Source organism: Kitasatospora sp. NPDC001119 (assembly GCF_053598475.1).
The window spans coordinates 93,586-112,341 of sequence record NZ_JBSFKI010000023.1 but is presented as its reverse complement, the minus strand read 5'-3'; the positions used below and the strand labels follow the sequence as shown (position 1 = coordinate 112,341).

Genomic DNA, 18,756 nt, shown 5'->3' with positions numbered 1-18,756 from the left:
GACCGGGCAGGCGGGCGCGAGCGCGGGAGGGCTGCTGTGCTGGAGGAACGGGAGTCGATCGGCAAGCGGGTGCGGCGGGCGCGGCTGAGGTTGGGCATGACCCAGGCCGACCTGGCCGCCGCTACCGGAAGGACCCAGGACTGGGTGTCGAAGGTCGAGAAGGGCACGATCGAGCTCGACCGGGCCGGCACCATCAACCAGATCGCGGCGGCGCTGCACTGCCACCCCAACGACCTCATCGAGAGGCCCTTCGTCGCGGGCAAGCCGTCGGAGAACCAGTGGCAGGTGTCGGCCGCCGCCATCCTGCGGGAGCTTCGCCGCTACGACCTCACGCCGGTCTTCGACGGCGTGCCCCGGCCGTCGGCGGAACTCTGGCGGGAGACGGAGCGCCTGCACCGGCTCCGGGACGCGGCCGCCAACGTGGCCATCCTGAAGGTGCTCCCGGACATGCTGCGCGAAGCGCGTGCGCTGGCCGAGGTGTCCACCGGCCGCGAACGCGAGGAGGCGTTCGCGGTCTACGCGATCGAGTGCAAGTTCGCGCACACCGCCGCGCACACGCTCGGCCACCCCGAGCTGATCGCCATGGCCTGCGAGCGGGCCGCCTGGTCGGCCCGGCTGTCCGGCGACCCGGTGATGGAGGCGGTCGCGGACTGGATGCGGGTGTGGGACATGTGGGCCACGGCGGACTGGGACGACGCCCTGGCACTGTCCGACAAGGCGCTTCGCCTCGTCGAGGATCGCTACCGCGCCAACGACCCCCTGGCCGTAAGGGCATGGGGCGCCATGCACCTGCGCGCCGCCGTGTCCGCCGCCCGCGCCGGCCGGCGGACGGAGGCAGAGGACCGCATCCGGCACGCGTACGCGGCAGCCGAGTTGATGGACGGAAGCCGGGCCGAGCCCCCCTTCGACCGGCACTCGCTGACCTTCTCCAGTGGCAACGTCCAAGTCCACGCGGTGTCGGTCCAGTTGGAGATGGGCGACCACGCCAGGGCCCTGATCCTCAACGAGCGTGCCGACCCGGCGAAGGTCGCCGCCCTCCCGGCCTCCCGGCGGGGCCACCACCACATGGACCTGGCCCGCGCCTGGCTGTGGGACGGCAATCGCGACAAGGCGCTCCAGGCCCTGGAGGCGGCGGAGAAGACCGCCCCGCAGCTCGTGCGCAACCACCCGATCGCCCGTGCCACCCTGCGCAAGATCGTCTACGCCGAGCGCTCGGCCACCCGCGAGAAGCTGCGCTACATGTCCGACCGCTTCCACCTGGACGGATAGGGCGGCCGGGCGGTACCAAACCCACGGCCGCACTCCCGAGCGCCGGGCAGTCTGCCGATCCGCCGTCACGTCGGATGCTCGGCTGGGAGGACCCAGTCGAGCATCTGGCCGGCCGACCAGGTGCTACGGCATGCTCCGGAAGTACTGCTGTCCGGGGAAGCCCTCGGTTCAGACGTCGCCGAACTCGCTCCTGGCTCCCGCGCAGGAAGTCGGCTCGGTCGACTTCCTGCGCGGGTGAGGCTGGCCGTCCCCTGGTTACGGGGTGAGTCGGAGGTGGATCGCGAGGACGCCGAGCTGCTCCTTCTCAGGTGGGTAGATCTCGCGGCAGGCGGCGAGGAGTTCGGTCCGGCTCATCCCCTCGGAGCCGATCGCCTCCGGGTCCTCGGCGTCGAGCATGGCGTCGAAGCTCGGGTACTCCGCGACGCCGGTGACCTGGGTGCGGCAGTGGGCGTCGCCGGATTCGAAGAGGAGGATCTGCCCCGGACGGATCCTGCGCATGCCGGGGTAGCCGACGCGCACCTCGATGGTCTTGGTGCCGGCGGCGATCAGGTCGAGGTAGGGGCGGCGGATCCGGATGACGCGTTCCTGGTCTGACATGGGGGCAGGTACTCCGCTTCTATGCCGTGGAAGGGAGGGGAAAGACGGCGAGGCGCTCATGCAGTTCGCCGACGGCACCATGACGGGGGTATCGGCGGGCGAGGTAGCCGGTGAGGTCGGTGGCGCGGGCGCGTACGGAGTCGACGACGCGCTCGGAATCCAGCGCCTGGTTGCCGAGGGCTACAGCGTTGTCGGGGTCGCCGAGCTGGGCGTGGGCGAGGGCCAGATCAATGCGGGCGATGGCCTCGCGGCTGGGCGAACGGGAAGCCGCCGGGGCGGACTCGTACACGGAGAGCGCGTGTTCTGCATGGCGACGGGCATCCTCGGCCTTGCCGAGCAGGATGCAGGCGGTGGCCGGGTAGGACGTGAGGGCATAGTCGGCGAGTGGCAGTGGGTCGAGGCCGAAACGGCGGGGGATTCGGGCGGGCAGGAACTGGTGGGCGTCCTGGGCGGCGCGCAGGGAGGACACGAAGCCCTCGGGATCGCCGTCTGCGGCCGAGGCGCGGGCGGCCTGGGCGTGGAGACGGACGGCGAGGGGGTGCGTGGCGGGTGCCTGGGTCAGGCCCTGACGAGCGGCAGCCAGTGCCCGATCAGGGCGGTGCTCGTAGAGGTTGATGGAGGCGGCGGCGTCCATGGCCCATCCGCACAGCTCACCGTGGCCGGCCTGCCTGCCGTGTACGAAGGCGTCGTTGGCGAAGGCGAGGCCTGCTCGAGGGCTACCGAGGTCATGGGCCAGCCAGGCAAGGAGTTCGGAGAGCCATCCTGCGTAGGCGAGGAGTTCGCGGCCCTGCTCGTGGGTGTGCTTCGCCTTCAACAGGGCGTCCACCTTGCGGCGGTAGTCGAGCGTTTCAGCGAACACCTGTTGCGGCGGCATCACGGAGTAGGCGTCGTTGAAGTCGGTGACCGCTAGCTCCAGGTGGTCGAGTGACCCGACGCCCAGTGAGCTGGCCTCAGCCTGACGCGTGAACTCCATGGCTTCGGCAGCAGCCTGGTCGAGAACCTGGGCGGCTGAGGTCGGGGCCGCGATCGTAAGACCCGTCAGCATGAGCGCGGTTCGACGCTTCGTGGCCGCCACCTCCTCCAGTTCCGCCCCCGCATGCGTGGAGGTGGTTCCTTCTGGGAGTGTCGCACCTTCCGGGCCGTCGGCTCGGAATGCCACGGGTGTGTAGTCGGCGGCCAAGCCCAGCTGGACGGGACTGGTCTGGAAGAGGCGGCAGAGCAGGTCCTGGTACTCAGGACTCGGCGCCTTGCCGGCCTCCCAGTCCTTCCAGGACCGTTCGGTGAGTCCGATCTTGCGTAGGCGTTCCCGGTCGACCAGGTCGTGAGCTTCCTGGACCGCCTCAGTGACAGTCCAGCCCACTGCCAGTCGGAAGGCCTTGAGGCGACGGTGCCCACAGTGCGCCTCGATCTCCTTGACGATCAGCTCGACCAAGTCGTACGGCACCTGTTCGGGGTTCCCGGCCTGACCGATCATCCGTTCTCTCATCCGGCGCCCGCACACGGCTGCGTGCGGGCCACCTTGTGATGCTGCGGCGACAGTCATGGGAGACATTTCCTTGCGTGGTGATTCCTGTGCGTCGGTGCGGCGTCATGCATGTCCGGACTCATTTGCTGCTGGTTGGTCGAACCATGACCTCGTGCGATGGGTCTCTTCCTGCCGGAACCGGGCGATGGCCTCGCCCGATCGGGGCGGCGATCTCTCACTACCTGCGATCAAGCTGTAACGCCAGGCTACTGGGTGGCGCTGCATTGGGTGTACACAGCGTGATGTCGCGCCCCTTCTCGCATGTCCCCTCCCCGCTCCCTTCGAGGTCCACCATGCTCAAAGCCCGCCGGCCCCGCGCGTTCGTCGCGTGCCTCGACTCCCGCATCGAATCCACGCCTCTGGCGCGGTACTTGCTCCGGGCCTACCTCTCCGGGCTGCCCTCCGGTGACCGCTACGCCGACACCGCCGAGCTGCTCCTCGGCGAACTGTTCGCCAACGCCGTCCAGCACTCCGACGGGCCGGACGACTGCCACATCGAGGTTCGCTTCGCCCTCGTCAACTCCCGTCTGCGGCTGGAGGTGCACGATGCCGGTAGCGGCCGTCCGTCCGTCCGCTTCGCCGCGCTCTCGGACGAGCGCGGGCGTGGGATGTTCCTCGTCAACGAGCTCGCGGAGCGCTGGGGTTGCTCCTCCCGGCCGGGTGGGATCGGCAAGTTCGTGTGGGTGCTCGTCGCCCCGATCCCCGCGCCCGTCCTCGTCAACGCCTGAGAGTCCGACTGCTGATGAACCTCACGACCCTGGCGCGGCACGCCCTCTCCCGTGGCCGCACGCCCGCCGAGACGTACGCGCTCCTCGCCCGCCGTACCGGCAAGCCGCTCTCCTCCGCCCGCGCGGTGTGCCTCGCCCTCGACATCCCGCTCGCGGAGACCGGCCGCCGCCTGGACGAGTGCTACGACGCCCTGCTCTCGGACCCCCGGCCGGACTCCGAGACGGACACCGGCGAACTCCTCGAAGCCCTCGGGGTCTTCGACGTCCCCAAGTCGCTCACCGACACCGAACTCGCCGTCGTCGACCTGTTCCTGGCCGCCGTCGACGCCATGGGCGGCATCCGTGCCGGCCACCAGCACGGCCTGACCCGCTGGTTCACCACCGGCAACCTGACCACCGCGTACCTCTCGCTCGCCGCCGCCCGGCCCATGCCTCGCACCGGCGATCCCGTCCGCTACTGGTCCACCCTCGTCGCCGCCGGCGAACTCCTCACCACCACCGCCCACTCCGAGATCCGCGTCAAGTACGCCCTCGCCCACTGCCGCACCCAAGCCGCCCGCGCCTGACTCCCGTGCAGAGCGGCCGGATCGGCCGAGCGCGTCCGCTGCCGTAGGCCTGCGAGCAGGGCGAAGGGCAGCTCCGGGCGGAGTCGACAGAGGACACGAGGGCGCGAGGACAGGCTGAAGGCGGGTGCCGCCGTGGTCGGCGGCACCCGCGGGGAAACCGGTGCGGGCTCTGGTCAGGCCTTGACGAGGACGTAGGTGCCGGTGCCGTCGGCCTTGCCCATGCTGTACTGGCGCAGGGGCTGGCCGTCGGCGTTGCGGTCGTGGCCGACCATGTGGCCGGTGTACTTGTTCTGGACGCCGATCTTGTCGCTGCCGGGGACGTCGCGGTAGAAGTAGAACCGCTGCAGGTCGTCGACCTTGCAGTCGGCCTGTTGCAGGATGGTGCCCTCGGTGGCGGCGGTCGCCTCCGGGACGGCCAGGCACTTGTTGGTCGAGCGGTTGATCAGGATCTGCTCCGTGATGCCGTTCGCCGTCGGGCCGCTGCACAGCTGCCACTGGTCCTGGCCCTGCGGCCAGCCCTGGGCGGCGGGCCGCAGCTGGATGTTGTTGCTGCCCCAGTCCAGGAAGCCGGGTGCGGACCAGAACAGCGCGCGGTCGGGTGTGGCGATCTTGTAGTTGGCCGTGTCGCAGGTGAAGCCGGGCGGTGCGGTGGTGCCGGGGAATCCGGGCCAGTCCTGCTTGACTTCCGAAGCCTTGGCCGGAGCGGCCGGAGCAGCAGGAGCGGCCGCATCGGTGCGGAGCGAAGTGGTGCAGCCCAGGATGTCCTGCGCCCGGCGCATGATGCTGTTCGCCGGTACGGCGTCCTCGCAGCGCACCGCGCCCTCTTCCAAGGTGGTGAAGGTGGTGTAGCTGCCCCCGCCCGGGCCCTCGACCCACTTGGTGGCGTACGTGCCGTTGCCCGTGTCGACGCGGTTGCAGTTCAGGCTGCCGTACTGGCCGGTGACCTTCCGCGTTCCCTCGTACAGGGCGTAGTAGCCGGGCTTCTGGAAGTTCCAGGTGATCGACTTCGACTCGGTGCTGGTCGTGGAGGACTCCAGTTTGACGCTCAGCTTCGCGCTCGCCTCGACCTTGGCGAGGGTCGCGATCTCGAAGTTGCCCGTGATGGAGGCGTCGAGGCCGACCGAGACCGTCACCACCGACTGGGTGGTGGCCGTCACCGTCTGGGAGCCCGTCGCGCCGTCGGTGACGTACCAGCCCTTGAAGTGGGTGATCGTCGGGACGACCTGGAGGGACTTGATGAACGGGTAGCGCTTGCCGAGGTCCGCGGCCGTACAGGTGTCGCCGAGCGCGGGGTCCCCGGCCACGGCGGCGGCCGTCCGCGCCGGGGTGGCGGCCGCGGCCGGGGCCATGGCCGCCATGGTGCCGAGCGCGGAGACCGCGGCGAGGGCGACCAGCCCCGCGCGCCGGCGTCCGGATGAGCGTGAGTGACGCATCGTTGTTCCCCCCTGGCGTCCGGACTCCGCGTCAGGACAGGCGGGAGCCCGGGTGGTGGTGTGGTCGGTGTGGTGGTGCCGGTCGCAAACGAACATAGCTGCGGGATTGTTGACGGGACCATGCCAGAACAGGTCAACGGGCCGCCGGTCCGGGACGGGTCGGAATGGCCGGTTCCCCGATCGCGCGGGCGGCGCCCGACCGCCACCACCGCGGTCGTGCGGTGCGGGACGCGGGCACGCCGGCCGGGCCGGGGGCGGACGCGGCGGCCGGGCGGCCAGCCCTGATCCGACGCAGTGGCACATTCGCCCGCCGAAGGTGCACTTGCCTCCGATCCGGGGTCGGGCCGTCCCCGCCTGCGCGCCGGCGCCCCGGGGCGGAGGGATATCCGGTCACCCCGGCCTGGCCGATGTCCTCCCCTCCGCGCACCACGACGGCCCGGCACCCCGCGCTGCGGCGGGGTGCCGGGCCGAAGGGACGCCGGACGCCCCGCGCTACCCCCGGCCGCTGCTGCGGGTGCGGCGGGTGAGGGAGTCGAGGACGACGGCGGCCAGCAGCACGGCGCCGGTGATCATGTACTGGATGGCCTGGGCGGCGTGGACCATGTCCAGCCCGGTGGTGATGGACTGGATGACCAGGATGCCCAGCAGCGCCGACCAGGTCTTGCCGCGGCCGCCGAACAGGCTGGTGCCGCCGATGACGGCCGCCGCGATCGCGCTCATCAGGACGTTGCCGCCGCCGAGTTGCTTGTCGGCGGAGCCCTGCTGGGAGGCGTAGAAGAGGCCGCCGAGGCCGGCCAGGAACGCGGAGAGGACGAACACGGAGATCCGGACCCGGGCGACGTTGACGCCCGCGCGCCGGGCCGCCTCGACGCCGCCGCCGACCGCGAAGACCTGCCGGCCGTAGCGGGTGCGGCGCAGCACGAAGTCGGTGGCGAGGACGGCGCCGAGCAGCACGACCAGGGACAGCGGCAGGCCGCGGTCCTGGTTGAGGGCGTAGGCGGTGGCCAGGGTGAGGACGGCCAGGGCGCCGGCCCGGATCGCGCTGTCGGCGGCCGGCGCGGCGGTGAGGCCGGCGGCGCGGCGGCGGCGGGCGGTGTGCAGGCGGGCGGCCAGGTAGAGGACGGGGGCGAGGAGCGCCAGGCCCCAGGCGTAGGCGATGTCGCCGTCGCCGAGGAAGGTGGTGTCCAGGCTCGCGACGACGCCGTCGTGGCGGTTGTTGACGGTGCCGGCGTCGCCGAGCACGTACTCCTGCAGGCCGCTCCAGGCGAGCATCCCGGCGAGGGTGACCACGAAGGCGGGCACCCCGACCCGGGCGAAGAACAGGCCGTGCAGCAGCCCCATGACGCAGGCCGCGCCGAGGGCGGCGGCGATGGCGAGCCACTCGTTCCAGCCCTGGCGCACGGCGAGCACCGCCGCGATCGCGGCGCTCGCGCCGGCCACCGAGCCGAGGGAGAGGTCGATCTCGCCGAGGATCAGCACGAACACGACGCCGACCGCGATCAGGCCGGGGCCGGCGATGAAGCGGGTGATGTTGGTGAGGTTGTCGGCCTGCAGGAAGTGGTGGGTGACGGACTGGAAGACGATCGCGATGACGACCAGGCCGACGACGACCGGCAGCGAGCCGAGCTCGCCGGAGCCCAGGCGGCGCCGGGCGGCCCGCGCGAGTCCCGCCCAGCCCTGCGCGGGCGGATGGAGCCGCGGATCGGCGGGCGAGGGGGTGGCGGGTGCGTCGGGGGTGCTCATACGGCCTCGGCCTCCTCGGCCTGCTCGGTGCGGCGGGCCCGGCGGCGGGCGTGGGCGTTGTCGGTGGCGCCGGTGATCGCGGCGACGATCTGCTCCTGGGTGGTGCCGGCCACCGGGAAGACCCCGTTGTTGCGGCCCAGGCGCAGCACGGCGACGGTGTCGGCCACCGCCCGTACGTCGGCCATGTTGTGGCTGACCAGCACGACCGCCAGGCCGCGCTCGCGCAGCCGCTCCACCAGGTCCAGGACCTGGGCGGTCTGCTCGACGCCGAGGGCCGCGGTGGGCTCGTCCAGCACCACCAGGGCCGGCTCGCCGACCAGGGCGCGGGCGATGGCCACCACCTGGCGCTGCCCGCCGGACAGCGCGGCCACCGGGGCGCGCACGTCGGGGATGCGGATGGCGAGGGTGTCCAGGAGGCGGCGGGCGTGCTGCTCCATGGCGACCTCGTCGAGCAGGGCGGGGCCGAGCAGGGCGCGGCGGCGCTTCTCGCGGCCGAGGAAGAGGTTGGCGATGACGTCGAGGTTGTCGCAGAGCGCGAGGTCCTGGTAGACGGTCGCGATGCCGAGGGCGGCGGCGTCCTGGGGGCGGGCCAGGCGGACCGGCTCGCCCTGCCAGGTGAGGGTGCCCTCGTCCACGGGGTGGACGCCGGCGATGGTCTTGACGAGGGTGGACTTGCCGGCGCCGTTGTCGCCGACGAGGGCGAGCACCTCGCCGGCGTGGACGTCGAGGTCGACGTCGGTGAGGGCCTGGACGGCACCGAAGCGCTTGGAGACCGAGCGCAGCTGCAGGACGGGTGCGCCTGTCACGGGAACCACCTTGGGGGAGGGGCTACTTGAAGACCTGGTCGAAGGGTTCTGGTGCGGGGCGGGCTACTTGAGGGCCTGGTCGAGGGACGCCGGTGCGGGGCGGGCCACTTGAGGCCCGGCCTGCCCGGGGGTCGGGCTACTCGAGGCCGGGCTACTTGAGCCCGGCGGCGGCGCACGCGGCGGCGTAGTCGGCGGTGCAGATGTCGGAGGCCTTGTAGGTGCCGTCGGCCAGGACGGTGGAGGCGATGGTGTCCTTGGTGACGATCTTGGCGTCCAGCAGTTTGGTCGGGATGTTCTTGGCGGTGGCGCTGTCGACGCTCGCGGTGGCGATGGTCTTCACGTCCTTGCCCTGCAGCAGGGCGACGGCCAGTTCGGCGGCGGCCTCGGCCTGCGGGCGGTAGGCCTTGTAGATGGTGTACGCCTGGTCGCCGGCCACGATGCGCTGGATGGCGTCCAGGGAGGCGTCCTGGCCGCCGACGGGGACCTTGATGCCGGCGCCCTTGAGCTGGGTGATGATGGCGGCGGCCATGCCGTCGTTGGCGGAGTAGACGGCCTGGAAGCCGTTCTTGCCGAACTCGGTGACGGCGGCGGAGATCTTCTGTCCGGCGACGACGGGGTCCCACTGCCCGGACTGCTCGTAGACGACCTTCTTGACCTTGCCGTCGAGGACCTTGTGCGCGCCGGTCTTGAAGTCCGCGGCGTTCGGGTCGGCCTCGTCGCCGTCGATCATGACGATGTCGGCGTCGGCGGCCTGCGCGCCGAGCGCGTCCAGCAGGGCCCGGCCCTGGAGTTCGCCGACCTTCTCGTTGTCGAAGGAGGTGTACGCGGCGATCGGGCCGGCGGCCAGGCGGTCGTAGGCGATGACCTTGACGCCCTTGGCGGCGGCCTCCTGGACCCAGTCCTGGGTGGACTTGGCGTTGTACGGGTCCAGGACGATCACCTTGACGCCCTGGGCGAGCAGGGTGTCGAACTGCTGCTTCTGCTTGGCGGCGCTGCCCTCGGCGTTGTTGTACAGCACCTTGCACTGCGCGCACAGGGCCTTGACCTTGGCCTCGATGTACGGGCGGTCGAAGGACTCGTAGCGCACGGAGGAGGCGTTCTCGGGCAGCAGCAGGCCGATGGCGTTCGGGTCGCCGGCGGCGGAGGAGGAGTCGCCCTTGGCGCCGGCGGCCTTGCCGCAGGCGGCGGTCATGGACAGGGTCAGGACGAGGCCCACGGCGGAGACGAGGGCGCGGCGCAGTGCGGCGTTCATCGGATACCTCTCCCTGGGGGTCGCCGCGGCTTCGCGGCGGGGTGGGGGGAGTTAAACCTGGGCGCGTACATGACGTCAATAAGTAAAACCAGACTGCCGGGAATCCACCACTACTCGTTATGTTCGTGAACACGCCTCAGGGGGCACGACGCGCGACAGCGGCAGTGCCCGCCGCTCCCCTCGCGCGGCGGGCACTGCCTGGTGGGAACTGAGTGACCGTCAGGGACGGTCGAGGGTGATCGAGTTGATCGGCCCCAGGTCGTAGTAGACGCCCTTCGGCGAGGAGAGGTCGTAGACGCAGTCGGCGCCGCCCGAACCGCGGCACAGGCGGGCGTGCGCGCCGCCGGTCTGGTTGTTGAGCACCCAGTGCATGCCGTACTGGCTGCTCAGGTTGTGCGCGCCGTAGCTCCAGTAGACGTCGCTGGGGCTGACCGCCGGGTCCTGGTCCTGCGGGTAGACACAGACCGCGCCCGACGGGCAGCCCGCCCACGCCCCGTCCGCGGCACCGGCGCCGCCGGCCTCCACGGTGGTCAGGGCGGCGGCGGCCAGGGCCAGGGCGGCGACGGTACGGGTGATCCTGCGCATGGGTGGTTCTCCCTTGGCTGGTACGAGGACGGACGACCGTTGCGTCCGGTGCCCGTCAGCCTAGGAATCCGGTGCCCGTGGCGGTCCCTGACATCTGACAGGGACGCGCCTCCTTGCCCCCGCAGCCGCAGCCGCAGCCGCAGTCGGACTCGGAGCAGGAACCGGGGCCCGCCACGGAGCTACGGCAGCGGGAGCGAGGCCGCCCCGGCGACCAGCGCCGGCAGCTCCCGCATGTCCGCGAAGGTCCGGGTGCCGGGCCCCGCCAGCCACGCCTCGGGCGTCAGGCCGCCGTGGAAGCCGAGCGACCGCATCCCCGCCGCCCGCGCCGCCGCCACCCCGTACTTGCTGTCCTCGACCACCAGGCACGCCGCCGGCTCGACGCCCATCGTGGCGGCCGCGTGCAGGAACAGGTCCGGGGCGGGCTTGCCGCGCTCCACGTCCTCGGAGCTGAAGACCCGCCCGGCGAAACGCGGCAGCAGCCCGGTCCGCCCGAGCGTGGAGCGCAGCCGCGCATGGCTGCTGGAGGACGCCACGCAGTCCGCCACCCCGGCCCGCTCCAGGGCCGCCAGCGCCGCCACCACCCCCTCCACGGGGGCGAGTTCGGCGGCGAACACCTCGTCGTACAGGTGCTGGAAGCGCTTGTCCCAGCCCGGCTCCAGCGGCACGCTCGCGTGCGCCTCGATCTCGGCGGTCATGAACGCGTGCGAACGGCCCAGGAACCGCTCGACGATCTCCTCCTGCGAAAGCGGCCACCCCACCTCCGCGACCACCCGCTCGTCCACCCGCACGGCCAGCCGCTCACTGTCGAGCAGCACACCGTCGCAGTCGAAGACCACCAGCTCCACGGGAAGGGACATGCCGCCACCCTACGGGGCGCCCGCGGCGGGGCGGCGGGCGCGTCCGCAGCCGGGGCGCCGGGGGCCCGGCGGGCTCAGTGCGGGTGGCCCAGGTACGGGAAGGCGGGCAGCAGGTCGGTGTGCGGGCCGATGTGGTCGCCGGGCACCTTGCCGTCGGTGAGCATCGTCAGCCGCGCCGAGGTGACGTCGTCGCTCAGCGTGCGACCGTTCGGGTAGCCGGCCGGGCGGGCGCGGTCGTAGCGCAGGATGTCCGGCAGGACGATCCGCAGCTGGGCCTCGGCCGCGTCCGTGGTGTACCCGCCGAAGTGCTGCAGCTTCGCCGTCCACGGCTCCCGGTAGTTATCCCAGTCGTCCACCGGATCCCCGGCGTTGTACGCCTCCTTGGCGTCCTCCTCGTTGAAGTACGCCGTCAGCGACGGGTGCGCACCGCGGTCCACCGACACCAGGTGCCCGTCCTTGCGCACGCTCACCCGCGCCCACACCCCGATCTCCGGCGCCGGCCCGAACCGCGCGTCCGGCGCCTCCAGCACGATCCCGAACACGTTCTTGTCCGCGCCCCAGTCCACCCCCGTCCACTGGAAGTCCTTCACGATCCCGTCCAGGTCCGCGAAGAACGGGTCGCTGCGCAGCCCCGCGCTGACCCGGTGCGCCCCCGCCTCCACCACCGCGGGCGTGCCCGTGAAGCTCACCGGCGCGTCCGCCACCAGCACCTCGCCGACCGCCTCCAGCCCGCGCGCCCCCTCGCCGGCGGCCCGCCGCACCGTCATGGTCTGCGCCCCGTCCCGCGGCTCGGAGAAGGTGAAGCTGTACGCGAGGTCGGCCCGCCGGTCCCCGTCGGTGTCGATGTCGATCCGGTACACCGCCTGCGGGTGGAAGGCCTGCCCGCCGGACGGCGCGACCGGGTTGACGTTCATGATCAGCACCGTCCGCCCCGGCTCCGGCGCGGCGAAGGCGAACAGGTCGGTCAGGTCCAGGCGCGCGTCACCCTCGGGTGAGCGCAGGTTCGGTCCGCTGAGGTGGTGCGACAAGACGGCCTCCGAGGTCGGGCGGGCTGCGCGGGGACACCCCCCGACCCCCTCGGCCATTGCTAGCACGCCCGCCCGCCCCCGGCCCGCCCCGCTGCGCCACCCGGGCGGGCGCGGGCGGGGGCGGGGGTTCGGGTACGGGCGCGGGTACGGGCGGGCGCGGCCCGGTGACGGCGGGCGGGGCGTCAGCTCGCGGGCAGTCGCGCGGTGAAGGGGGCCGCCCCGGTCCCGCCGTCCGGGGCGCCGTAGCCGAAGAGCCGGGTGGTGCCGTCCGGGCCGGTGGTGGACACGCCCGGTCGGGTGACGACGAACGGGGCGGGGGCCACCGCCCAGGAGGACCCGGCCCACCGCCCAGACGGCGCTCCCGGCCCCGGCCACGGCGTAGCCGGAGAACGCGCCGCCGGCGGCGCCGGGCACCATGCTGCGGGTCCGGCCCTGCCCGCCCCAATGGATGGCCGGCCCGCTGTCGCCCACGGCCCACACGTCGGCCGTGCTGTCCGGGCGCGCTGACACCGTGCTGACCGACTGACCGACTGACCGACTGACCGACTGACCGGCCCGACCGGCCCGGGAAGGGGAGGACCCTCAGCGGGCCTTCGGCGCCGGCTCGCCGAGCAGCACCGGCAGCGCGCGGTGCCCGTTGGAGATCAGCGAGTCGACCGGCTCCAGCCGCGCGCCCGGGGCGAACGCGAGGTCGGGGAAGCGCTCGAACAGCCGGCTGAGCGCGGTGCGCCCCTCCAGGCGGGCCAGCGGCGCGCCCAGGCAGAAGTGCACGCCGTGGCCGAAGGCGAGGTGGGACTTGACCGGCCGGGTGACGTCGAAGACGGCGCCGCTGTCGCCGTAGCGCACCGGGTGGCGCCCGGCGGCCGCGTAGGCGGGCAGGATCGCCTCGCCGCGGCGCACCGTCACCCCGCCGGGCAGGGCGATGTCCTCCACCGCGAAGCGCAGCGGCAGGTGCGCGAGCGGTGCGTCGCGGCGCAGCGCCTCCTCGACCACGTCGTCCCAGCCGGCCTTGCCCGCGCGCACCAGGGCGAGCTGGTCGGGGTGGGTGAGCAGGTCCGCGATGCCGTTGTCGATCAGGTTGACGGTGGTCTCGTAGCCGGCCGAGACGATCAGCAGCAGGGTGTCGCGCAGCTCCTCCTCGCTCAGCGCGGCCGGACCACCCCCGTCACCGCCCTCGCCGTCAGCCCCGTCGGCGTCGTCGTCGCGGGCGGCGATCAGCGCCGAGGTCATGTCCTCGCCCGGCTCGCGGCGCTTGGCGGCGATCAGCTCCTCCAACAGGGCCTGGAACGCCGCCCCGTTGGCGGCGGACTCCTCGGGGGTGAGGGCGGTGGAGAAGACCTTGTCGACGATGCCGCGGAAGCCGTCCGTCACCTCCTCCGGCAGGCCCAGCAGCTGGGAGATGACCCGGATCGGCAGCGGGTAGGCCAGGCGCGCGCGCAGGTCCACCACCTCGCCCGGCGCGGTGCGGGCCAGGTCGTCCAGCAGGGCGTCGGTCAGCTCCTCGACGCGGGCGGTCATGGTGGCGACCCGGCGGGGCGTGAACGCGCTGCTCACCAGCCGGCGCAGCCGCCGGTGGTCGGCGCCGTGCGCGTTGAACATGTTGCGCACGCTGATCCACAGGGCCAGCGGCCAGGTCCGCACCGCCCGGTCGAAGTCCGGCCAGTGCTGCAGGCCGTCCTTGGAGACCCGGGGGTCCGTGAGCAGCTCCTCCAGCAGCACCGGGTCGGACACCGACCAGGCCCGTACGCCCAGGATGTCGACGGGCACGGCCGGGCCGCTCGCGAACAGCTCGGCGGTCTCGGTGTCGCGGGCGCGGCCGGTCGGGTCAAGTACGAGACGTTCCACGGTAGTTCCTCCACTCGGTGCGGCAACGGTGCGGCTTCGGCGTCGGGCCGGGTGCGGCGTCGGCGCGTGGCCGCACGCCGCGCTGACGCGCACCGGGACACGAGGATGCGCCCGGGGCGCGGGCCCCGTCGAGAGGGCCCGCGCCGTCCGGACGTCGGGGGGTCACGCCCGCAGGCGGCCCGCCTCGTGGACCAGCGGCGGCGCCACCGCGTCCGCGGCGCGCTCGAACAGGGCGCCGCTGCGGCTGCCGGCCGCGGTGCGCACCCAACGCCAGCCCCGTGCGCGGTAGTAGGCGTGCAGGGCGGCGTTGTCGCTCCACACGTTCGCCCGCAGCAGGGCGGCGCCCGCCCGCGCGGCCCGCCAGGAGGCCCAGTCGCCCAGGCGGGTGCCGATGCCGTGCCCGGCGTACCGGCGGTCCACCGTGAAGGAGCTCACGTAGCGGGCCGGGAGGGCGAGTTCCTCGCCGGTCCACAGCCGGGGGCTGCCGGTGGGGCGCAGCGTGAGGGTGGCGACGGCCTCGCCGTGCGGCGACAGCGCGGCGACCACGGTCAGGCCGAGGGCGATCAGCGCCAGGCCGCGCTGGGCGTCGTACGGGTCCGACCACTGGGCCGAGCCGTGCTCCAGGGCGATCCACGCGGCGGCCTCCGCGCGCAGGGCGGCCAGCCGGGGCAGGTCGGCGGGCACCGCGGTGCGGACGTACAGCGGGTCGGACCGCGGGTCGGGGCGCGGGTTCACCACGGCGCTCGCGGGGCGGAGGCGGAGGGGACGGCGGCGGGGCCGGAAGGCCCGGGCAGGCCGTACGGTTCGAGGGGTTCGAGGACGAAGCCCGCGCGCAGCGCGTCCAGCAGCCTGCGTCCTGGTGCGGTGAGCGCGGTGCCGTCGGGGGTGGTCAGCGGATGCCGGGCGACGATCCGGGCGAGCGGCACACCCGGGTGCAACACCATGCCGGGGGAGGGGAGTTGCAGCAGCACGCAGTCGTCGGGCCCGCACTCCAGCAGGCCGAACCCGGCACCGCAGTACCGCAGCCGCCCGTCCTTGAGCCGGTGCAGGCCGCCGGCGGGCGCCGCCGCCACCCGCACCGGGGCGCCGGTGTGCCGCACCACCAGCTGCACGGCGCCCGCCGCGTCCGTACGCGGCTCGCCGCCGGTGGCGTGGCCGTAGAGCTCCAGCACGTGGCGCAGCGCGGACGGCAGCGCGCGCTCCGCCAGCTCCAGCTCGCCCAGCAGCCAGGTCGAGCCCTGCATACGGCAGTTGAGCTCCAGCAGCAGCGGACGCTCGCCGTCCAGGACGAAGTCGGCGCCGAACAGGCCCCGGTAGCCGAGCGCGGCCAGCGCCTCGCCGACGCGCCGCGCCGCGGCGGCGGCCCGGGCCAGGGCGAGCGGCGCCAGCAGGGCGGGGGCCGCGAAGTCGCAGCCGGAGTAGGCGCCGAAGGGCGCGCCGACACCCTCGATACGGGTCAGCTGGACGGACGGGCGCAGTACCCGCACCGTGCTGTCCGCCGACACCAGCACGTGCACGTTGAGCGCGACGCCCTCGACGTAGCCGCTCACCAGCCAGGGCCCGCCGCCGACTTGGCGGATCGGCTGCAGGTCCGCCTCGTCGACGACCAGGTGGGTGCCCTTGCCGCTGGAGCCCACCGGCGTCTGCACCACGTAGGGGGAGCCGAAGCGGCGGCGCAGCTCCCGGTGGTCGAGCGCCGGGACCACCGCGTCCGCCGGGGTCGCGGCCCCCACCGACCGCAGCCACGCGCGCTGCGCCCGCTTGTCGCTCAGCATCGGCAGGGCCACGTGCGAGGGCGGCTCCAGCAGGCGGGTGCCGAGCGCGCCGAGTGCCGTGCGCCACTCGGGTTTCATCGCCGAGTAGGGCAGCAGCGCCAGCTCCCGGCCCCGCCAGCCGCCACCCGCCGCGCCCGCGCCCCCGTCCGCGCCCCCGTCCTCGTCGAAGGTGCCGGCGAGCGCGCGGAGCACCGTGTGGACCCCGGCCCCCGCCGGGGTGTGGTCGCGCACCCCCCGCTCCGGTTCCAGCGCGTGGAAGGAGGCCCCGAACTCGCCCGCCCAGCCCGTGTCCGGGCCCTCCACGCTCACCACCGCGGACAGGCAGCCGGTGCGCAGCAGCGGCAGCACGTTCAGGGGACGGGCACAGCACGACAGTCCGGGCAGGGCCCGCAGCCGGGCCACCGCTTCGTCACAGGATGTGATCACCCACGCGATTATGGAGAGCCCGGGACGGCGCTCGCCGCCACCGCACGCCCCGCCCCGCCCCGCACGAGGCACGCCCCGCCCCCACCCTCACCCGAACGAAGGAGCCCCCCGTGTTGACGGCCCGTCGGGCCCGCTGTCGGCACCCGGCAGTACCGTGCACGAATGAACAGCAGCACCGCCCCCGACCCGAACCGCCCGGCCGAACGCCCCGCCGAACACGCCGCCACCCGCACCGCCGCGCCCACCTGGCGGGTCACCGAGACCGCCGGCCTGGAGACCTCCTGGATCGACCTCGGCCCCACCTCCCTGACCGCCCACGGCCGCGCCGCCGCCGCCGAGCCCGCCCCGTACTGGCTCGACTACCGGCTCGACACCGGCGACGGCTTCACCACCCGCCGCATGCACGTCACCGCCCGCACCCCCGACACCACCCGCACCCTCGACCTGCGCCGCGACGAGACCACCGGCCACTGGACCGTCGACGGCACCCCCCGACCCGACCTCGACGGCGCCCTCGACTGCGACCTCGGCCTGTCCCCGCTCACCAACACCCCGCCCGTGCTGCGCCACGCCCTCCACCTGGGCCCCGGCGAGCGCCACTTCCTGATGGCCTGGATCCGCGTGCCCGAGCTGGTCGTCGTGCCCTCCCGCCAGACCTACACCCACCTGCGCCGCCACGAGGACGGCCGCGCCACCGTCCGCTACGCCTCCGGCGACTACCGGGCGGACCTGCTGCTGGACGCGGACGGCCTGGTCGCCGAGTACCCGGGCCTGGCCCACCGCATCGCCTGACGGGCCCGGGCCCGGGGCGTCAGGCCCGGCGCGGGCCCGAGGCCGGGGGGTGTTCAGACCGCGGTGCGCCCGCCGTCCACCGGCAGGAGGGCGCCGTGGACGAAGCCCGCCGCGTCGCCGGCCAGGAAGACGACCGCGGCGGCGATCTCCTCGGCCTCGGCGGGCCGGCCCGCCGGCGCCTCGGCCGCCAGGTCGCCGAGGCCCTCGCCCATGACCGCCGTGCCCTCGGTACGGGTGGGCCCCGCGCCGACGGCGTTGACCCGCACGCCGCGCGGCCCGTACTCGGCCGCCCAGGTGCGGGTCAGCAGGTTGACCGCCGCCTTGCTGGAGCCGTACAGGGACATGCCCGGCGCGCCGTGCGAGGCGGCCTGGGTGCTGATGTTGACGATCGCCCCGGCGCCGCGCGCGGCCATCGCCGGGGCCAGCTCGGCCACCAGGAAGTAGGGCGCCCGCACGTTGAGCGCGTAGACGGCGTCGAACTCCTCCTCGGTCGTCTCCTCGGTCGGCCCGAACGGGTAGACGCCGGCGTTGTTGACCAGGATGTCCACCCGGCCGCCGCCCAGTGCGGTGGCCGTACGGGCGAGGCGCCGCACCGCGGCGACGTCGCGCAGCTCGGCGGCGACGAAGTCGGCCCTGCCGCCGCCCGCCCGGATCGCGGCCACCACCGCCTCGCCGCGCGCCGCGTCCCGGCCCGCGACCAGCACGTGCGCGCCCTGCTCGGCCAGCGCGGTCGCGGTGGCCGCGCCGATGCCGCTCGTCGCGCCGGTCACCAGCGCGACCCTGCCCGCGAGGGAGGAGGAGATCATGACCACGGCCCTTCGGAGAACGGGGTGCTTCGCAGCGGGGGCGGGCGGGCGCTCGGCGCCCGCCCCTCCAGCGAACCACGCCCGGCGGTGCGGCGCCCCGTCGTCCAGGCGGCGCGGCACGGGCGGACGCACCCGCCGCCCGGATTCCCCGGCCCCGGGGCTCAGGTGCCGTAGGCGTGCGGGAAGACGTCCACCGCCTCGGCGACGACCTCCCGCACGTCCGCGTCCGGCCGGTGCTCCAGCGGCCCGGTCAGCGGGGCGAGGAGGTGCCCGGCGGCGGCGCGGTCGGGGTCGCGGGGGCGGGCCGGGGCGGGCCGTTCCGACCATCCCCGTGAAGGCCTCACGCGTACGAGTGAACGAGCTGGACCGGACGCCTTTCGACCACGTACAACTGCGCCCACAGGGCCTCCCGTTGAGCGATCCGCCACCCTCCGGCCCTGCCGCCCCACGCACCCCGAGGAGGGCCCGATGGCCGCCGAGATCACCTACGAGGAACTCGCCACCCTGGTCAGGACCCGCGCCGGCGTCCAGGTCACCGCCGAGGAACTCGCCGAACCGGGCCGCATGTTCCTCGACCTCGGCGTCGACTCGCTCGGCGTGCTGGGCGTCCTCGCCGACGTGGAGAACCGTTACGGCGTCTCCGTCGACAGCGCGGAGCTGCTCGGGCGTCCCGTCGCCGAGTTCCTCAAGGACGTCAACGCCCAGGTGGCGTCCGGCTCCTGA

The 18,756-nt window shown here is 73.8% G+C and carries 19 protein-coding genes; 5 read left to right on the top strand and 14 right to left on the bottom strand.

The window, feature by feature from the left end:
* Positions 1-36 precede the first annotated feature (36 nt).
* A complete protein-coding gene (locus tag ACWDD9_RS27110; protein ID WP_449812922.1) occupies positions 37-1,269 on the top strand; it encodes a helix-turn-helix domain-containing protein in 1,233 nt (410 codons plus the stop codon).
* A gap of 255 nt (positions 1,270-1,524) precedes the next feature.
* Here the strand turns inward: ACWDD9_RS27110 and ACWDD9_RS27105 are convergent, their stop codons facing one another.
* Together ACWDD9_RS27105 and ACWDD9_RS27100 are read right to left on the bottom strand one after the other, a co-directional pair.
* Positions 1,525-1,866 carry an ASCH domain-containing protein gene (locus ACWDD9_RS27105; protein WP_449812921.1) on the bottom strand — a complete coding sequence of 114 codons (342 nt, stop codon included), beginning with the start codon at positions 1,864-1,866 and terminating at the stop codon, positions 1,525-1,527.
* Positions 1,867-1,885: 19 nt separating this feature from the next.
* Positions 1,886-3,340: a helix-turn-helix transcriptional regulator gene (locus ACWDD9_RS27100; protein WP_234348460.1), complete on the bottom strand. Its 1,455-nt coding sequence runs from the start codon at positions 3,338-3,340 to the stop codon at positions 1,886-1,888.
* A 344-nt stretch (positions 3,341-3,684) separates the two neighbouring features.
* Between ACWDD9_RS27100 and ACWDD9_RS27095 the strand changes: the two genes are divergently transcribed.
* A complete protein-coding gene (locus ACWDD9_RS27095) occupies positions 3,685-4,119 on the top strand; it encodes an ATP-binding protein (RefSeq protein WP_449812920.1) in 435 nt (144 codons plus the stop codon).
* Positions 4,120-4,133: 14 nt separating this feature from the next.
* Positions 4,134-4,685, top strand: coding sequence for a hypothetical protein (locus tag ACWDD9_RS27090; protein ID WP_387820870.1), 552 nt, complete (start codon positions 4,134-4,136; stop codon positions 4,683-4,685).
* A 173-nt stretch (positions 4,686-4,858) separates the two neighbouring features.
* Here ACWDD9_RS27090 and ACWDD9_RS27085 read toward each other — a convergent pair whose 3' ends face one another.
* The 10 genes from ACWDD9_RS27085 to ACWDD9_RS27040 form a co-directional block, all read right to left on the bottom strand.
* Positions 4,859-6,118, bottom strand: a complete 1,260-nt coding sequence (locus ACWDD9_RS27085; RefSeq protein WP_449812919.1) for an RICIN domain-containing protein — start codon at positions 6,116-6,118, stop codon at positions 4,859-4,861.
* A gap of 492 nt (positions 6,119-6,610) precedes the next feature.
* Positions 6,611-7,861 (bottom strand): sugar ABC transporter permease, encoded by a 1,251-nt coding sequence (locus ACWDD9_RS27080; RefSeq protein ID WP_117485295.1) that lies wholly within the window; start codon positions 7,859-7,861, stop codon positions 6,611-6,613.
* On the bottom strand, positions 7,858-8,667 hold the full coding sequence (locus ACWDD9_RS27075; RefSeq protein WP_049653670.1) for an ATP-binding cassette domain-containing protein: 810 nt from the start codon (positions 8,665-8,667) through the stop codon (positions 7,858-7,860). The genes ACWDD9_RS27080 and ACWDD9_RS27075 overlap by 4 nt, the downstream gene beginning before the upstream one ends.
* Before the next feature lie 151 nt (positions 8,668-8,818).
* On the bottom strand, positions 8,819-9,919 hold the full coding sequence (locus ACWDD9_RS27070) for a substrate-binding domain-containing protein (RefSeq protein WP_074001126.1): 1,101 nt from the start codon (positions 9,917-9,919) through the stop codon (positions 8,819-8,821).
* A 219-nt stretch (positions 9,920-10,138) separates the two neighbouring features.
* Positions 10,139-10,504, bottom strand: coding sequence for a hypothetical protein (locus tag ACWDD9_RS27065; protein WP_449812918.1), 366 nt, complete (start codon positions 10,502-10,504; stop codon positions 10,139-10,141).
* Positions 10,505-10,683: 179 nt separating this feature from the next.
* Entirely contained in the window at positions 10,684-11,361 is a 678-nt protein-coding gene (locus tag ACWDD9_RS27060; protein WP_049653676.1) for an HAD family hydrolase, read from the bottom strand.
* A gap of 74 nt (positions 11,362-11,435) precedes the next feature.
* Entirely contained in the window at positions 11,436-12,389 is a 954-nt protein-coding gene (locus tag ACWDD9_RS27055; RefSeq protein ID WP_449812917.1) for a DUF4331 family protein, read from the bottom strand.
* Positions 12,390-12,971: 582 nt separating this feature from the next.
* Positions 12,972-14,234 (bottom strand): cytochrome P450 family protein, encoded by a 1,263-nt coding sequence (locus ACWDD9_RS27050; RefSeq protein WP_449812916.1) that lies wholly within the window; start codon positions 14,232-14,234, stop codon positions 12,972-12,974.
* Between the two features lie 162 nt (positions 14,235-14,396).
* A complete protein-coding gene (locus ACWDD9_RS27045) occupies positions 14,397-14,969 on the bottom strand; it encodes a GNAT family N-acetyltransferase (RefSeq protein ID WP_449812915.1) in 573 nt (190 codons plus the stop codon).
* Positions 14,966-16,435, bottom strand: a complete 1,470-nt coding sequence (locus ACWDD9_RS27040; protein ID WP_449812914.1) for an ATP-grasp domain-containing protein — start codon at positions 16,433-16,435, stop codon at positions 14,966-14,968. Before ACWDD9_RS27040 ends, ACWDD9_RS27045 begins: the two co-directional genes overlap by 4 nt.
* A 162-nt stretch (positions 16,436-16,597) precedes the next feature.
* Between ACWDD9_RS27040 and ACWDD9_RS27035 the strand changes: the two genes are divergently transcribed.
* Positions 16,598-17,227, top strand: a complete 630-nt coding sequence (locus tag ACWDD9_RS27035; RefSeq protein WP_449812913.1) for a putative glycolipid-binding domain-containing protein — start codon at positions 16,598-16,600, stop codon at positions 17,225-17,227.
* A 53-nt stretch (positions 17,228-17,280) separates the two neighbouring features.
* Here ACWDD9_RS27035 and ACWDD9_RS27030 read toward each other — a convergent pair whose 3' ends face one another.
* Positions 17,281-18,033 carry an SDR family NAD(P)-dependent oxidoreductase gene (locus tag ACWDD9_RS27030; RefSeq protein ID WP_449812912.1) on the bottom strand — a complete coding sequence of 251 codons (753 nt, stop codon included), beginning with the start codon at positions 18,031-18,033 and terminating at the stop codon, positions 17,281-17,283.
* Positions 18,034-18,194: 161 nt separating this feature from the next.
* Positions 18,195-18,377, bottom strand: a complete 183-nt coding sequence (locus ACWDD9_RS27025; RefSeq protein ID WP_449812911.1) for a hypothetical protein — start codon at positions 18,375-18,377, stop codon at positions 18,195-18,197.
* Between the two features lie 124 nt (positions 18,378-18,501).
* Between ACWDD9_RS27025 and ACWDD9_RS27020 the strand changes: the two genes are divergently transcribed.
* The gene (locus tag ACWDD9_RS27020) at positions 18,502-18,756 is read left to right on the top strand and encodes an acyl carrier protein (RefSeq protein ID WP_049661285.1); all 255 of its coding nucleotides are present in this window, start codon (positions 18,502-18,504) and stop codon (positions 18,754-18,756) included.

Excerpts from the sequence above, each read along its gene's own strand:
- ACWDD9_RS27105 (WP_449812921.1), bottom strand. The coding sequence starts at position 1,866 with ATGTCAGACCAGGAACGCGTCATCCGGATCCGCCGCCCCTACCTCGAC.
- ACWDD9_RS27100 (WP_234348460.1), bottom strand. The coding sequence starts at position 3,340 with ATGATCGGTCAGGCCGGGAACCCCGAACAGGTGCCGTACGACTTGGTC.
- ACWDD9_RS27095 (WP_449812920.1), top strand. The coding sequence starts at position 3,685 with ATGCTCAAAGCCCGCCGGCCCCGCGCGTTCGTCGCGTGCCTCGACTCC.
- ACWDD9_RS27090 (WP_387820870.1), top strand. The coding sequence starts at position 4,134 with ATGAACCTCACGACCCTGGCGCGGCACGCCCTCTCCCGTGGCCGCACG.
- ACWDD9_RS27085 (WP_449812919.1), bottom strand. The coding sequence starts at position 6,118 with ATGCGTCACTCACGCTCATCCGGACGCCGGCGCGCGGGGCTGGTCGCC.
- ACWDD9_RS27080 (WP_117485295.1), bottom strand. The coding sequence starts at position 7,861 with ATGAGCACCCCCGACGCACCCGCCACCCCCTCGCCCGCCGATCCGCGG.
- ACWDD9_RS27070 (WP_074001126.1), bottom strand. The coding sequence starts at position 9,919 with ATGAACGCCGCACTGCGCCGCGCCCTCGTCTCCGCCGTGGGCCTCGTC.
- ACWDD9_RS27065 (WP_449812918.1), bottom strand. The coding sequence starts at position 10,504 with ATGCGCAGGATCACCCGTACCGTCGCCGCCCTGGCCCTGGCCGCCGCC.
- ACWDD9_RS27060 (WP_049653676.1), bottom strand. The coding sequence starts at position 11,361 with ATGTCCCTTCCCGTGGAGCTGGTGGTCTTCGACTGCGACGGTGTGCTG.
- ACWDD9_RS27035 (WP_449812913.1), top strand. The coding sequence starts at position 16,598 with ATGAACAGCAGCACCGCCCCCGACCCGAACCGCCCGGCCGAACGCCCC.
- ACWDD9_RS27030 (WP_449812912.1), bottom strand. The coding sequence starts at position 18,033 with ATGATCTCCTCCTCCCTCGCGGGCAGGGTCGCGCTGGTGACCGGCGCG.
- ACWDD9_RS27020 (WP_049661285.1), top strand. The coding sequence starts at position 18,502 with ATGGCCGCCGAGATCACCTACGAGGAACTCGCCACCCTGGTCAGGACC.